This window comes from Cronbergia sp. UHCC 0137, from assembly GCF_034932285.1.
Lineage (GTDB): Bacteria > Cyanobacteriota > Cyanobacteriia > Cyanobacteriales > Nostocaceae > Cronbergia.
The window spans coordinates 110708-126503 of sequence record NZ_JAYGHC010000008.1 but is presented as its reverse complement, the minus strand read 5'-3'; the positions used below and the strand labels follow the sequence as shown (position 1 = coordinate 126503).

13 protein-coding genes and 1 tRNA gene are annotated in these 15796 nt (G+C 38.0%); 2 read left to right on the top strand and 12 right to left on the bottom strand.

Annotated elements, in window-relative coordinates:
• Positions 1-371 precede the first annotated feature (371 nt).
• The 12 genes from VB711_RS06015 to pstS all read right to left on the bottom strand — a co-directional run bounded on the left by VB711_RS06015 (position 372) and on the right by pstS (position 13153).
• Positions 372-1208: a formylglycine-generating enzyme family protein gene (locus VB711_RS06015; RefSeq protein ID WP_323284867.1), complete on the bottom strand. Its 837-nt coding sequence runs from the start codon at positions 1206-1208 to the stop codon at positions 372-374.
• A gap of 313 nt (positions 1209-1521) precedes the next feature.
• The gene (locus VB711_RS06010) at positions 1522-1815 is read right to left on the bottom strand and encodes a hypothetical protein (RefSeq protein ID WP_323284865.1); all 294 of its coding nucleotides are present in this window, start codon (positions 1813-1815) and stop codon (positions 1522-1524) included.
• Between the two features lie 223 nt (positions 1816-2038).
• Positions 2039-4870 (bottom strand): formylglycine-generating enzyme family protein, encoded by a 2832-nt coding sequence (locus VB711_RS06005; RefSeq protein WP_323284864.1) that lies wholly within the window; start codon positions 4868-4870, stop codon positions 2039-2041.
• 16 nt (positions 4871-4886) lie between these two features.
• Positions 4887-5846 (bottom strand): MoxR family ATPase, encoded by a 960-nt coding sequence (locus tag VB711_RS06000; protein ID WP_323284863.1) that lies wholly within the window; start codon positions 5844-5846, stop codon positions 4887-4889.
• 9 nt (positions 5847-5855) lie between these two features.
• Complete coding sequence (locus VB711_RS05995) at positions 5856-7667, bottom strand: trypsin-like peptidase domain-containing protein (protein ID WP_323284862.1); 1812 nt, start codon at positions 7665-7667, stop codon at positions 5856-5858.
• A gap of 7 nt (positions 7668-7674) precedes the next feature.
• Positions 7675-8010: a CU044_2847 family protein gene (locus VB711_RS05990; protein WP_323284861.1), complete on the bottom strand. Its 336-nt coding sequence runs from the start codon at positions 8008-8010 to the stop codon at positions 7675-7677.
• A 368-nt stretch (positions 8011-8378) separates the two neighbouring features.
• Positions 8379-8450 (bottom strand) — tRNA-Cys (locus tag VB711_RS05985).
• 96 nt (positions 8451-8546) lie between these two features.
• The gene (locus tag VB711_RS05980; RefSeq protein ID WP_323284860.1) at positions 8547-9143 is read right to left on the bottom strand and encodes a chromophore lyase CpcT/CpeT; all 597 of its coding nucleotides are present in this window, start codon (positions 9141-9143) and stop codon (positions 8547-8549) included.
• A gap of 88 nt (positions 9144-9231) precedes the next feature.
• Positions 9232-10011, bottom strand: coding sequence for a phosphate ABC transporter ATP-binding protein PstB (gene pstB, locus VB711_RS05975; RefSeq protein ID WP_323284859.1), 780 nt, complete (start codon positions 10009-10011; stop codon positions 9232-9234).
• Positions 10004-10930 (bottom strand): phosphate ABC transporter permease PstA, encoded by a 927-nt coding sequence (gene pstA, locus VB711_RS05970; protein ID WP_323284858.1) that lies wholly within the window; start codon positions 10928-10930, stop codon positions 10004-10006. Before pstA ends, pstB begins: the two co-directional genes overlap by 8 nt.
• A gap of 52 nt (positions 10931-10982) precedes the next feature.
• The gene (pstC, locus tag VB711_RS05965) at positions 10983-11978 is read right to left on the bottom strand and encodes a phosphate ABC transporter permease subunit PstC (protein ID WP_323284857.1); all 996 of its coding nucleotides are present in this window, start codon (positions 11976-11978) and stop codon (positions 10983-10985) included.
• Between the two features lie 134 nt (positions 11979-12112).
• Positions 12113-13153: a phosphate ABC transporter substrate-binding protein PstS gene (gene pstS, locus VB711_RS05960; RefSeq protein ID WP_323284855.1), complete on the bottom strand. Its 1041-nt coding sequence runs from the start codon at positions 13151-13153 to the stop codon at positions 12113-12115.
• A gap of 448 nt (positions 13154-13601) precedes the next feature.
• Between pstS and VB711_RS05955 the strand changes: the two genes are divergently transcribed.
• Positions 13602-15401 (top strand): aspartate kinase, encoded by a 1800-nt coding sequence (locus tag VB711_RS05955; RefSeq protein ID WP_323284853.1) that lies wholly within the window; start codon positions 13602-13604, stop codon positions 15399-15401.
• 119 nt (positions 15402-15520) lie between these two features.
• Positions 15521-15778, top strand: coding sequence for a hypothetical protein (locus VB711_RS05950; RefSeq protein WP_323284852.1), 258 nt, complete (start codon positions 15521-15523; stop codon positions 15776-15778).
• Positions 15779-15796 lie beyond the last annotated feature (18 nt).

Here is a 15796-nt window from a genome sequence, read left to right as displayed (position 1 = left end):
CAATCAGTCCTAAAAATTCCTTGCAGGTTTCCCACAAGGGTTTTTTAACGTATTGACGGCAGGATAAGGGTTTCAGATGACAAACTACCTTTTTATCGAAACGCTTATGTATGCTTAGTTTTGCCGTTTTTGCCAAAAATTATCAAGGCTCTTATTTTGGCTACAGTATTGACATATCATCTGCATTTTGTAGAGTGCGTAAGTCCTAATTATAGTTCAATGAAAAAATCAATAAAAATCAGTATCAGAAAACCCATCAACAAAACGATCAAACAATCCTGTAAATCCTAAAATCCTGGACATCCTGATTCAGACAATTGCAAGAGTAAAGGAAAGAAGGGTAAAGGGCAAAAGGACAAGAGTAAAAAGGGCTACAGAGTCCACGCGGCACCACACGCAACACGAAAACCGTAGGAGTTGAAGACGAAGCCGGCATCATCATAAGCACGAAAAGCGGAACGGCAATTAGCAAGACCGACGAACCAAGAACCACCGCGCAGCAACCTGTTACTACTCGCTTTATCGTTTAAATACGCGCTACCATCCGTAGGCGCAGTTTCATAACTACTATGCCAATCGTCTTGACACCACTCCCACACATTTCCGTGCATATCATATAATCCAAATTCATTGGCTATTTTAAAACTTCCTACTTCTGTTGTTTCTTTTCTAGAAATTCCTTTAACTCCATCACCATAAGAACCTGACCAATTATATTCTTTGTTATCTGTACCTCGATAATTCGCCAAATCTGTTGTAATTGTCTCCCCAAAATGAAATGGTGTAGTAGTTCCGGCACGACAAGCATATTCCCATTCTGCTTCACTGGGCAGCCTATAGGGTCTTTGAGTACGATTTGCTAATCTAGCACAAAATTCCACTGCATCATGCCAAGAAACCATCTCTACAGGACGTTTTGCTCCTTTAAAACCAGATGGGTCTGGTTTTAGTTCTTGCTTCACTTGGGGTAAAGCCGCTACTACTTGCCATTGTGCCTGGGTGATGGGATATTTCCCCATAGAAAAGGGCTTGATACTTACTTCATGTTGAGGTCTTTCGTCGCTGCTACTTTTTAGTTCCTCTTCCGGTGAACCCATCATAAAAGTTCCTCCAGGAATTAACACCATTTCTAATTCAATGCCACTTCCTAAGTCTTCGGTAAAGTATTGAGCCGTTTTTTTATAACGTTTAATAATAGTTTTAGCCATAATTTTTTATCTGAATCAGGTGGTTATCGAGCGAAGTCGAGATAATATCCAGGATTAAAGGATTAACAGGATATTACATTAAGATTAGAATTTAGGGAAGATTAACATACTTTTTTTAGTCATGGCTCAATCAAACAATCAATGAAAATCAGGATCAGAAAAGCTATCAACAAAACGATCAAACCATCCTGTAAATCCCTAAATCCTGGACATCCTGATTCAAACAATTAAAGGATTAGCAGGATAACTGACTATATTTGTAAGCATGATTAATGGTCTTTCTCCTTTTATAAAAAAGGTTAGCAGCGAGGTTTTATTTAATCGTTTTTGTTTTAATCTCTTGCATAATTTGAGAAACTGCTTCTTCTGATTGCAGATGACGTGATAAAACCTGTGCAGTCGTATTTAATAACCTTTCATTAAATAACTTGGCTATGTCTTCTCGTAAACCTTGCCCAATATAAAACTTTAACAAGGCTTCTATAGAAATATCTTTGTCAGCAGCCACTTCTTCTAAAGATGCTAAAGTATCTGTAGGTATTTTGAGAGAAACAACCTTTGTGGCACGGGGACGCAGTTGTAATTTCAGTTCTTCATTATTGTTCATATAATCTCCTTTCGGTTTTCGTTGCTAGACGTGCAGAAATAATTCTGTTTCTAGTTTGTCGTTTTTATATTTTTAGTCATAGCTCAATCAAACAATCAATGACAATCAGGATCAGAAAACCTATCAACAAAACGATCAAACCATCCTGTAAATCCTTAAATCCTGGACATCCTGATTCAGACAAATGCAAGGGTAAAGGACAAAAGAGCAAAAGTATAAAGGGCTACAGAGTCCACGCAGCACCACACACAACACGAAAACCGTCGAGGAAGCTGTCGAAGCCCGCATCAAGATAGAGACGAGAAGCCGAACGGCAATCCCCAGGATTATAGTCCCAAGAAACGCCGCGCAGCACCTTGTCACGACTCGCTTCATCGCTTAACCACGGGCTACCATCCGTAGGCGCACCTTCATAACTATCATGCCAATCGTCTTGACACCACTCCCACACATTTCCGTGCATATCATATAATCCAAATTCATTGGCTATTTTAAAACTTCCTACTTCTGTTGTTTCTTTTCTATAAATTCCTTTAACTCCATTACCATAGGTAGAGTTGCCATCATAATTTGCTAAATCAGTTGTAATTGTCTCCCCAAAATGAAATGGTGTGGTAGTTCCGGCACGACAGGCATATTCCCATTCCGCTTCACTGGGCAGCCTATAGGGTCTTTGAGTATGATTTGCTAATCTAGCACAAAATTCCACTGCATCATCCCAAGAAACCTTTTCCACAGGGCGTTTTGCTCCTTTAAACTTCGATGGGTCTGGTTTTAGTTCTTGCTTCACTTGGGGTAAAGCCGCTACTGCTTGCCATTGTGCCTGGGTAATGGGATATTTCCCCATAGAAAAAGGCTTGATACTTACTTGGTGTTGAGGTCTTTCGGTGCTGTGACTTTCTAATTCCTCTTCCGGTGAACCCATCACAAAAGTTCCTCCAGGGATTGCTACCATTTCTAGTTGAATGCCATTACCTAAGTCTTCTATAAAATGCTGTGCTTGCCGAGAATAACGATTAATAATTAGGTGAGAAGAAGTAGCCCATTGATTAATTACAGTTTTAAAGTTTGTTTTTGTGACTTTCTTCCCAAATACTTCTGTTAACAGTTTCCATAGCTTGGAAGCAGTTGACTTTATTTTTTTTTCACCATAATTATAAATTTCCAAAGCTGCAATTTGTTCATAACTTATACTCTTTAATGTTCCTTCTAAGATAATTTTCTGAATTTCATTCAAGTGATTTTTAGTTTTATTAAATACTTCTTCATCAACAACTTCAATCAGATTATTACTATTTAATTTATTAGATTGATTAATTTCTATAAGTGCAACTTCAAAATTAAACGGTTCTAATTTAATAGAGATATCATCTTCAACCGTGATAATAGCAAATTCAAACTCAAAGGTTTTGATTTCTGGTAAATCTAAACTAGATGCTAAACGAGCATAATCTCCCCCTAAATTTTTCAATACTTCCTTAGTTATCTCGGCAAAGGGAAGAATTTCAGCTTTTATATTTTCATCCCAATCAGAGTTAGAAAATAATAAGGCTAGAAAATTCTTGGTTTGGATTCCCGCTTTATTAGCTATATATTGAGAAACAGCCGCAAAAACAGCATCTACTTCTGTAGCTCTAATAGAACCAAGTAAAACCTTCCGTACTCCTTCCACAAATTCATATCGCCATTTTTCTGGCTGATTTTCTTTGCTCACTAACTTTAATTCTAACAACCCACTCATAAAAATTTCTGCCAAAATAATTGGCTTTCTTGGTTGGGGCAACATTTTCTCCTGAATCAAATGAATCACAGGCATACTTACAGGTGCAGATGCCATGAAAATAGCCAATTTTCTTGCCAGAGGAGAAGCACTATTATAAAAATTATTAACTAATAATTCTGGCTCTTTTATTGGTTGATCATAAATATGTGTAGAAATTAATTCTCTCCAGTTAGGCATAAATAAAATACCCACCGTGTCAATATTACCTGTACCAGCAATCACCTTTGCCCAATATTTTAAAGATTCAGCTTCTAAAATCACAACAGGAAATCTTAACGCTTTCGTGGGTTTTTCTTCTATCCAGAGAGGAAAATCATGAATAGTTAATTTAGAATTAAGTAAACCTGGTTCAATCGCACTCAATGAAATTAAAATTCCCAAGTCTAAAACAGTGCGTTCCCATAATTGTTCCGGTAATAATTGCAGAACCGCCACCGGAAAATGTTTAGACCATAATTCTAATAATTTATGTATTTCTCCATGCCACCATAAAGACGAAACACAGTCACTAATTAATAATATTAACCGTCTACCATTAGGTTCTAACAACTCTTTAGGACTGCGAGAATTTTGTTTTTTTGTCGTTTTACCTTGCCGCTTAAAAAATAGAGGTTTACCATTGTCACTGGTGCATAAACTCCAAGTATAGACATTGCGAAAAGCGCCATGTCGTTCCATTAATTTACGAAATTCATTTATAGTTTCTTGCCAAACAACAGTAGCACGAGTTTCTTCAATCACTATAACTAAATCTAACCAGCGTTCTCGTGCAGGTTTTAAAACTGGAATCCAGACATCATTTTCTGCTATTTGTTGAACAGTATTTTCTTCATCTAAAACAAACTTTATGCGAGATGGTACTTTTCGCATTAATGGACGCAATGACCTACCAATTTCTAAAGCATTAGGTAAAGCAGCAACAGCAGGAGCTTTAAAAGGTACTCCCGATGATGGAGATGGTGATTTTTCAGTAGAATTAGATGATAAGTTAGAATCTATATCATCTTTAGTATAAGCTTTAGCTGTGGGTTCTTGGTTTTTTTCTGCTGTAGAATAACCTGAATTTTCAGATGTTGGAGATATTGAAGATTTTGTTTGATTAGGTAATATATCAGTAATTTGAGAACTCTGATTTAGTTGCGTAACTTCATCAACAATTTCCCTTGCTATTGGTAATTTTATATTACTTGCTAACCAGAGAGCATCAGCAATATCTTCTGCACTCATGTCTAGTTCTAACTGTTCTAAAAGTTGAATCAACTTGTTAATCATGAGTCCTCTAAGCTAACTAGCTATCTAAATATTTTAATATTTCCCTAATTAAATTTTCTTTAGTTTCACCTGTGGGGAATTTTTCATTAGTAACTAAATAGATAGCATTGAGAAGTTGGTCTGTTGCTAATTCTCCATTTTGACGTTTTTCGTAAAATTCTTTGATTAAATCATCCACTACTGGAGATAGTTCATTATCTAAATTTATATGTGCCTTAACTATTTTTTCTAATTCTTTATCATCAGGTTCTTTGATATCTAATCTAATGCACCGTCTTAAAAATGGAGGAGGAAAATCTCGTTCACCATTACTTGTTAAAATCACAAAAGGAAAAGACTTACAGCGAACTCTACCTTTTTCAATTTTGGCTTTTTTATCTTTATCTGCTGTCTGTACTTCCACTTCCTTTATTTTATCAACTATTCGTCTTAGTTCAGGTATTTCAAACTCACCTTCTTCAAATATATGTAATAAATCGTTAGGTAAATCAATATCGCTTTTATCAATTTCATCAATTAATAACACTCTGGGTTTATCAGATGGTAATAATGCAGTTCCTAGTGAACCCAAATTAATATATTTACCAATATCTTCTAGATTATTTTGTTTTTGTTCTTTATCTTTTGCATCCTGTAACCTTCCTATGGCATCATAGTTATAAAGTCCATCTTTTAATGTGGTGCGTGTAGTAATTGGCCAATGTAATACTTCTCCTAATCCTAATTCATAGGCTACAGCATAAGCTAAAGAAGTTTTACCTGTTCCTGGCTTACCAGTGACTAATAAAGGTCGTCGTAAATATAAAGCAGCATTCACTAATGCTACTTCTTCAGGACGGGATTGAAATGTCTCAGCACGTCTTTTTTTGGGGTCGCTCTCACTATTGCTAAAATCTCGCCAACTTGGTGCTGCTGGGAGATTCCAGTTTTCATTTACTTGATGATTTCCTTGAAATATTTGCCAGTCGTTAGTCATAGTTATTACCTAATTATTAGTAATGATGGGTTCAGAGTCAGGTGTTAAGATATGGGGATTTTCAGAAATGAGAAAAACATCCTGTGCTAATAGATGATCCTTAGTAGTATTTAGAAAAGATTCCAGACATTTTTGTCTAATATTTTCAGCTATTTCACTAATACAATAGTCTAGGTCATAACTGGCTCGATTTTGATAATCTGTTTGTGAAATTTGTTTTCTGTGGCAAATAGTCATAGGAATAACATTGCTAGTTAATGATTGGAAAATATTTTCATGGCAACTTTTTATATTTTCATCAAATATATTTAGTACAACACCTACTGATTGATTCATCAAAACAGAAAATATTTCGGCATCATATTTATGTAATTTGAGGAAATCATTACAAGTAATGCTTTGTAGTTTATTCCATTTTTCAATCCAGGCATTTCCTTTAACATTGAGATAATTTTGTTTTAAACGTTCGACATCACGAACAATAACTTGATACTTTTCGCTGATAGAACAGGTAACTCCAAAATCATCAATTTTCCATTTTTCAACAGGATAATCAAGATATTTTGGACTTAGAAAAAATACTATTGTGATTTTGCTTTCCAACTTCTTATTAATTTTTGTTGTAAAAAATGTAAGAAAATCTTTTTCTATTTGCTGTAGTGTAAAGCTGTCATCAGGAGAATTTGCGAAGTCAATTTTATGAAAGCCTGTTTTTTGTTTTTTGTCTATATATTCTTGAATATTGGGAATCAACCAACCACTAATTTTAAATTTTGGATTTTTTAATCTTGATTTTGTTGTTAACGGTTCTATCTTAATAAAAATATATGATTCTAATTTAATATTTTGATTATTTCTGTCATTACGTGCAAGTGTTGAATCAAAATTTTCTATATACTGTTGACCCCAGGTTTTTAATTTTTTTGATATATAATCAGGAATATTATTATCATTGATTAAATATTTCAGAAACTCTGCTGTATGATTATTAGGCTTAAATTTTAATTGACTATCTAAATTATGTTTATCCAAATTATATAAGTCTTGAACAATAGTTGCTACTGTGGGTGGTGGATTTTCCAATGGATGACAAGCTTTATAAGCTGTTTGAATAACTGAAGTCATAGTTGTATCAGTATTAGCAGCTAAGATTTGAAGGAGACTTAAAAAACTCCAATTCTCAACTAGGATTTTTGCAGGAATCATGTATCCAACTTTAACGTTTTGGCGTAGTTCCACAAAAGTATCAAGTTCCGAAGAAACAACTATTCCCACAAAACTAGCAAATATTTCATCCCACACAGGCGCACCACTAAAACCTGGTTCAATATAAAATTTAGATTGAAGTTCTACATCCATCTGTACCAAACCATAACCATTGGTATCTACAAGTTTTCCTTCTGTAGTTACCCCTTCATCATGTCCTATAGGAAATCCTAAAACAGAGAATTTATGATGTGTAGTATCTGCCAAAATCAAAGGAAAAGATATATAACTTGTTGGGAAGTTATTTTGTAATTCCAGAACAGCAATATCTTCTCCATAGGAATAACCACAATCAGATCGAGGTTTCCATAATAAGACTTTCGCTGCCAACTTTGGCTTATTTTCTCCCGCAGGAAAGAGAAAATCAACTTTTACTAAGTCTGAAGGTTTTTCTGAAGTAGAGTGTGAAATATATAAAGCATCTGCAACTACATGAGCGCAGGTAATAATATATCGCTCATATATTAATAAACCTGAACCTTTTACCTCATAATCATGAGTGTAAATTCTGGCAATATGCTTTTTATATAATTCTCTTGTTTTAGCATCTACCATAAACTAACTATGCTGTTTTGTTATTCCATTTCACGGTGATTTCAAAAGTTAGCTCACTTCCCAAAGAACTGAATACAATCCCAGCATTAGCAGTTAGTTTAACACCGAATTTTATTTCTGTTTCATTGGGGGTAATATCCTTGAGTTTAGAAACAACAGTAGTAATAACAGGTTTAATTTCATCTAATGCTTGATCAAACTTTTTACTAGCAGCAGTGACAGAAACTCCATTTCCCCGTGATACGGGTTTCGGCGCTCCTGGTTGGGTTGGTTGTTTGTCTACTTCTACTAAAAAAGTAGTTCCATCTTCTAAAGTAAACTCAACTAATTGTTTTTCTGACATATTTATGCTGTTAATTAGGCTATGCAAGATCAAATATACAACATTACCTGCATATTTGAAAAGCAAAAAATTTCACTAGCAATACTTTATAAAAGGCTTCTTGCTTCCACTGTTTAGGGACTTCCAAATAAAAAACACTCAAAGTTTCATAACTCTGTGTCCTCTGTGCCTCTGTGGTTCGTTTATTTGGATAATTTATTTCTTGGAAGTCTCTTAATAGAGTAGGGGGGAAGCAAGACACCTTTGCTTTACTTTTACCCCAATAGTTACCCCAAAATTACCCCAAAAAATTTGGGACGAGTATTAAACCCGTCCCTTAGATAATTGCCTAAAACCTTGAATTGCTTAGTTTTAGCTAATTTTATCAAAGGCGACACCCGGATTTGAACCGGGGGATGGAGGTTTTGCAGACCTCTGCCTTACCACTTGGCTATGTCGCCCTACTCACAATAATCTATCTTACCAATATTCTAACCCAAATGGCATCCCCTGGGCAAAAAATATTTTGGACAGGAACGATTCCTGCCCAAAGCCGCTCAGGACTTGATTTCTACCTCATCGGCAAAGTTACCCCAGCGTACAAAGTAAAAGGGACCCGCCACAGAACCCCAAATATGCTCGTCGGTTTCGGGGTTGCGTCCTCTATCACGACTGATGAATTTTTCGGCATCAATTTCAAAATCACTATCTAAATAGGTTGTTTGCCCGTTACGGATGACAATGCAGCCTTTTCCTGGTTCGACTGTGCCTTTGAAGTGAGTACCAGCCCACTCTACAATCATGTTACAGCCAGAGAGTTTTTCTAGGCGATCGCTCTTTAATTTCCTTAACCTTTGCAAATCACGGGACGCACCATAAAAGTCTTTTTCGTCTTTGACAGTGTAGTTTTCAATGTGGATCTTTCCTTCCACTGTCGTCAAATTCAACACCCGCAACCGATAAGGGTCATTCAACATATAATCATAAGCCTGTTCTACAAACAAACTCACCCCAGACAAAAATTCCCAAGGTAAGGGACGCATACATACACGAATATGGGCAAAAAAGGCTGGATTTTCAAAGACTTGGGCTTGATTACTAAAATCAGCGGCCATCCACCGGGCTAAGGTGACAATATCTGTAGAATGGGTCATGATCACAAAATTTTCAATCTAAAAAATCAACTAAAAACCCCCCAGACTAATCTGAGGGGCTAATAATAAGAATACTGTATTTCTGACCTTAACCGAAACGCCCAGAAACATAGTCATAGGTGCGTTTGTCCAGGGGGTTACGAAAGATTTGACCTGTAGCCCCAAATTCGATCATTTGACCAATGCGACTTTCATCAGTGCTAAAAAAGGCAGTGAAATCAGAAACACGGGTTGCTTGCTGCATATTGTGGGTAACAATCGCAATGGTGAGGTCAGCGCGTAAGCTGTGGATTAGTTCCTCAACTTTCATTGTGGCAATAGGATCTAGAGCAGAACATGGTTCATCCATTAGCAAAACTTTTGGTTTAACTGCTAAAGCCCTGGCTATGCACAAACGCTGTTGTTGTCCACCAGATAGACCTAAAGCAGATGTATTGAGTTTATCTTTAACTTCATCCCAAAGTGCAGCGCCTTTGAGGGCATATTCTACAGTTTCATCTAACTCTGCTTTTGGACATTTGCCAGATATTCTAATCCCATAAGCTACGTTTTCGTAAATGGTCATGGGGAAAGGATTAGGTTTTTGAAACACCATGCCGATTTCTCGACGCAGACGGTTGATGTTAACGCGAGGATCATGAATGTTTTGACCAAACAATTCTATGCTCCCTTCAACTTTCACTTTTCCTTCTAATTCACTAATCCGATTTAGGGTTTTAATGAAAGTAGATTTTCCACAACCACTAGGGCCAATAATTGCAGTTACTTGATTTTTATAGACATCTAATGATATCCCTTCAATAACTTTGGACGTGGTGTAGTAAAAGCTGAGATTTTTGACTTTGATTGCTGTAGTTAAGTTACTCATGTTCATATTCAGTTTGAGAAACAATTTTCTTTAATTTAACCCGCTTTTGTCCTTTCTTCGTAATCAGACGAGAAAATAAGCTAAAAAACAAAGCTAAACTCAATAAAATTAATGAGGCTGTCCAAACTAATTGACCTATTTCTGGGTCGGGATTGTTGTAAAGGTTGAAAATTAATACTGGTAAAGATGCTGTAGGACTTAATAAATTATCTGACCAGTTTTGACTGAACAATGCTGTAAAAATTAGGGGTGCTGTTTCACCAGCAGCACGGGCTACTGCTAAGGAAATACCCGTTGTAATTGCTGGGACAGCAGCAGTGATTACAACCCTAAGTATTGTTTGTAAGCGAGTTCCACCTAAAGCAGCAGAAGCTAGGCGTTGATCACTAGGAATAAGTTTCAATGCTTCTTCTGTTGTCAGTGCAATTACAGGTAACATGAGGACGCTTAATGCAAAGCCTCCAGCTAAGGCACTAAATTCTTTTGTTGTTAAAACAACTACACCATAAGCGAACATTCCTACCACAATTGAAGGTACACCTGTGAGAATTGAGGTAATAAAGCGGACAAAATTAGCTGCTTGGCTAGCTTTGGCAAATTCTGCTAAAAAGATGCCAGTCATGATGCCTATAGGGATGCTTAAAAGCCCACCAATACAGACCATGAGGATTGTACCAAGAATCGCATTGGCAAATCCATTGTCGATTAATGGCTGGTATAACATCTCTAGTTTAAAGCTAGATGATCCTTTAACAATAATTTGCCAGAAAATTGATGCTAAAGGAAAAAATGCCAATAAACTCAACGCGAAGGAGAGTCCATTCATTAGATAAGTGAATACTTTTCTGGCTGATGGTAAAGGGGTGCAAAGTTCTTTGACTAGAGATTCATCTAGTTCTGAATTGAGAAAACCACTCATATCAATTTTGGATTTTGGAGTTTAGATTTGGAATTTTCAACACTACACAAAGTTATTTATTTTTTTTGCCCACCCATTGTACTAATAATCCTGCACCGATATTAATAATCAGGGTTATGACAAACAAAATCAGACCCAAATAGCTTAATGCACCAATATGTAATCCTCTTTCTGCTTCGGCAAATTCGTTGGCTAAAACAGCAGGAATTGTGTAAGCTGGATCTAGTAAGGATACACTAATTTGAGCAGAGTTACCAATTACCATTACCACGGCCATTGTTTCACCAAGGGCGCGTCCTAAAGCCAGCATAGCCGCACTTACCATACCAGAAAATCCGGCTGGTAGCAAAACGCGAAATATTGTTTCCCAACGAGTTCCGCCTAAAGCCATTGATGCGCTACGCAATTCTTTGGGAATGACTAACAATACATCACGAGAAATTGCTGCCATTGTTGGTATAACCATAATCGAGAGAACAATACCAGCGGTCAACATATTGTTGCCGGCAGGATATTCTGTGCTGAATATGGGGATGAATTTCAAGGTGCTGCCTATCCATTGTTGCATTGGTTCTAGGACAGGAATGAATACAAATATTCCCCACAAACCAATGATGACGCTGGGGATAGCGGAGATGGTTTCAATGACAAAGGCTATGGGAGCTTTAACATAAGATGGTAAGAAGTCTTCACTTGTGACTAAGGCGATTGATAGACCGACGGGTACAGTGAGAATAAGAGCGATCGCACTACTTACGACTGTACCGTAAATGTAAGGTAATGCCCCAAAATTTTCATTACCTGTATCCCAATCTTGCCCCCACAAAAAGCCAATTCCAAATTTAGTTACTGCTGGTTCGGCTTCATGATAAATTACCAAACACATCAGAAATAGTGTTGCTACGGTGGTGGCGGCAAATAAATAAACCAACCAGGTAAACCCTTGATCTAATCGAAAATTTAGACCACCAGTCGCTTTTAAATCTATATTTTCACCATCTAAATTAGGTGATGAATTACTATCATTTGCATCAAAGGAATTGACCATAAAATCTCAATCAGTAGAATATTGTTATCTAAGTAGAATCAAAATCAAACCCCAAATTTGGTCATCATTAATCATCAGTAGAGACGTTCCATGGAACATCTCTACATTGCTAAACAGAAAAGTCTTGGGAGTAACTACTTAACGGTACTATTTACTGTCTCTAGTACACGCTTTACAACTTCACTAGGAATTTTGGTGTAGTTGAGGTCATCATTAAATTGTTGACCGTCTGTGAGTACCCAATTAATCCACTTTCTAACTGCATCAGCTTTTGCAGGGTCAGCATACTTCTTGTAAACCATCATCCAAGTTAAACCAACGATAGGATAACCCTGTGCTGGATCTCCCACAAATACGCGGTAGTTGTCTGGAAATTGCACTGCTGATAAAGCTGCGTTGGAAGCTTGTAAGGAAGGAGCAACAAATTCTCCTTTTCTATTTTGCAATTCAGCAGATCTTAGTTTGTTTTTAGTAGCATAGTCATATTCAACATAACCAATCGCTCCAGGAGTACGGGATACTAAAGCTGCTACCCCTGGATTGCCTCTACCTCTGAGAACGTTAGGTAAGTTCCATTTGGGTGCAGTACCAGTACCGATTCTGCCCCGGAAATAACCATTAATCGTACTTAAATGATTGGTGAAAATAAAGGTTGTACCGCTACCGTCAGCGCGAACTACAAATCTAATTGGCTGACTGGGTAGGTTAACTCCTGGGTTATCAGCTTTAATTTTGGGGTCATTCCAGTTGGTAATTTGACCGGAAAAAATTGCTGGTAATGTAGTGCGAGATAATCTGAGTCTATTAACACCAGGCAGATTATAAACAACTGAAACTGCGCCACCTGCTGTTGGTACTAATATCACACCATTTTTGACTTTAGCCATGTCACTATCTGTCATGGCTGCATCACTACCACCAAAATCAACGGTTCCGGCGATAGTTTGACGAATACCACCACCACTACCAATTGCTTGATAGTTAATTCTCATGTTGGGGTATTTTTTTCTGACTTCACGAGCATAACGTTCGTAAAGGGGAGCGGGGAATGTTGCTCCTGCTCCATTGAGGGTTTGAGCTTGGGCAACTGTGGTTAAAACTGGGCTAAATGCAACTGTCGCTGCTACTACTGAGGTAGTAACGAAGCGATTGAAAATTGTGGCTAGAAAGGTCATAATACCTCGGATTTGATTATTTTATTAACATCAGCTATGCCGTAGGCTAGGTTGTACTACGGATACTGTCCCGGAGGGAAGGGGTTTCTTCGTCATTTATGCCTATTAGCTTGGTTTTCGCTTATGGCATTGATGTTCAATAACATTCGTTGTTTTTCATTAAAAGAAAATTAATGTAAGTTAAAGAAAAGTTTAAACTGTGTTTAAACCTGTAATTTTTCGACTATCAAGTGTTGGTCTAGGATAAAAAATAAACCCAGCAGGACGATAAAACTATATTTCCTGCTAGGAATATATCGTTTATTCTGACCATGTTTGAACGGATTAGCATTGATTTTTAGCCAATAATGCTCAACCCTAAGTAGGATAACTAAATAAGTAGTAAAATTTGGTTAAGGAATGTTGTGTGATAGATTAATTTGCTGTTAAAGCTCTGAAAATAAAAGTTATGGCGCTGATAGTTCAGAAATACGGTGGTACATCTGTTGGTTCGGTGGAACGGATTCAAGCTGTGGCATTACGGGTTCAGAAAACCGTAGAAGCCGGAAACTCGGTGGTGGTAGTGGTTTCTGCCATGGGGAAAACTACTGATGGGTTGGTTAAATTAGCCAATGATATATCTGGAAACCCTAACAGTAGGGAAATGGATATGCTGCTTTCTACTGGTGAGCAGGTGACGATCGCTCTTCTCAGTATGGCTTTACAGGAAATCGGACAACCTGCTATTTCCATGACTGGCGCTCAGGTAGGAATTGTCACGGAAGCTGAACACAGCCGCGCCCGGATTTTACACATTGAAACCGAACGGGTGTTAAGACACATCCAAGCCGGGAAAGTGGTGGTGGTGGCTGGTTTTCAAGGTATATCTAGCAGACAAGATTGGGAAATTACCACCTTGGGGCGTGGTGGTTCTGATACTTCGGCTGTGGCTTTGGCGGCGGCTTTGGGGGCTGATTTTTGTGAAATTTATACGGATGTACCAGGTATTTTAACTACAGATCCGCGCCTTGTGTCCGATGCCCAATTGATGAGGGAAATTACCTGTGATGAAATGTTAGAATTGGCGAGTTTGGGGGCAAAGGTGTTACATCCCAGGGCGGTGGAAATTGCCAAAAATTACGGTGTTCCTTTGGTAGTGCGTTCTAGTTGGACAGATGAGCCGGGGACTTGGGTGACAACACCGCAAAACCCAGAGCGATCGCTCGTCAATTTAGAACTGGCTAGGGCTGTGGATATGGTAGAATTTGATATCAGTCAGGCGAGGGTGTCCCTGTTGCGTGTACCAGATAAACCAGGGGTAGCAGGAAGGTTGTTTGGGGAAATTTCCCGTCAAAATGTGGATGTTGATTTAATTATTCAGTCAATTCACGAAGGAAATACTAACGACATTGCCTATACCGTAGCAACACCAATATTAAAACGAGCAGAAGCAGTCACATTAGCGATCGCTCCATCTCTGAGAAATCAACCAAATTCCGACGAAGCGGAGGTGATAGTTGAACAAAATACCGCTAAAGTGAGTATTGCTGGGGCAGGGATGATTGGTCGTCCGGGGGTAGCAGCAAAGATGTTTGCCACTTTAGCGGAGGCTGGGGTGAATATTCAAATGATTTCTACCAGTGAAGTAAAAGTTAGTTGTGTGATTGATGTGGTAGATTGCGATCGCGCTATCACTGCCCTTTGTACAGCCTTTGAAATCAACGCTTCCCCTGCCATCAAAGCCACCAGCGGCCAAAAATTACCCCCCGTGCGTGGTGTAGCCTTAGACATGAATCAAGCCCGGTTAGCCATTCGTCAAGTCCCCAATCGTCCAGGGATGGCGGCCAAACTGTTTGGACTGTTGGCGGAGTATAATATTAGCGTAGACATGATTATACAATCACAACGCTGTCGGATAGTGGAAGGTATACCCCGAAGAGATATTGCCTTTACTGTAGCGAGAATAGATGCAGAAAACACGCAACAAAAATTGTCCCACGCAGCGAGTGAGTTAGGATGGGGGGAAGTTGTTTTAGATAGAGCGATCGCTAAAGTCAGTGTAGTTGGTTCTGGAATGGTAGGACAGCCCGGCATCGCCGCCAAAATGTTTGAAGCACTAGCTAAAAACCAAATTAACATTCAAATGATTGCTACCTCAGAAATCAAAATTAGTTGTGTTGTCGCTCAAGAAGAAGGAGTTAAAGCCTTACAAGTCATTCACCAAGCCTTTGAATTAGCTGGTAGCGAAAAATTTGTAGTTCCTGTCTGAATCAGGATTTCCAGGATTTAAGGATGAACAGGATGAAGTCTGGGATTTGATCACCAATTACTACTGACTCCTGCCTCCTAATATTATCAACTTTTGATACTCAAATAAGGTATAATTTTATGGCTAGTATCAAAACAGCCTTCGCAGAACAAGCTAAAACCTGGAAATTTCTAGAACTCTGGGTTGATCCAGTTCTTTTCCCACCCAAAATTCTCATGCTAGTTGGTGATCCAGACGGTAGTTGTAGTATTTTTAACCCAGCATCAGACTATAAACTCGTAGTCACTCACTCCAACTATCAAGCAGCGCAAGAGTGGCTTCTTGAGGATGAATATGAACGGGTTAAGGGTCAACTTTTGGCTGAAGAAATTATGTAATCGTGAACTTCAATATTA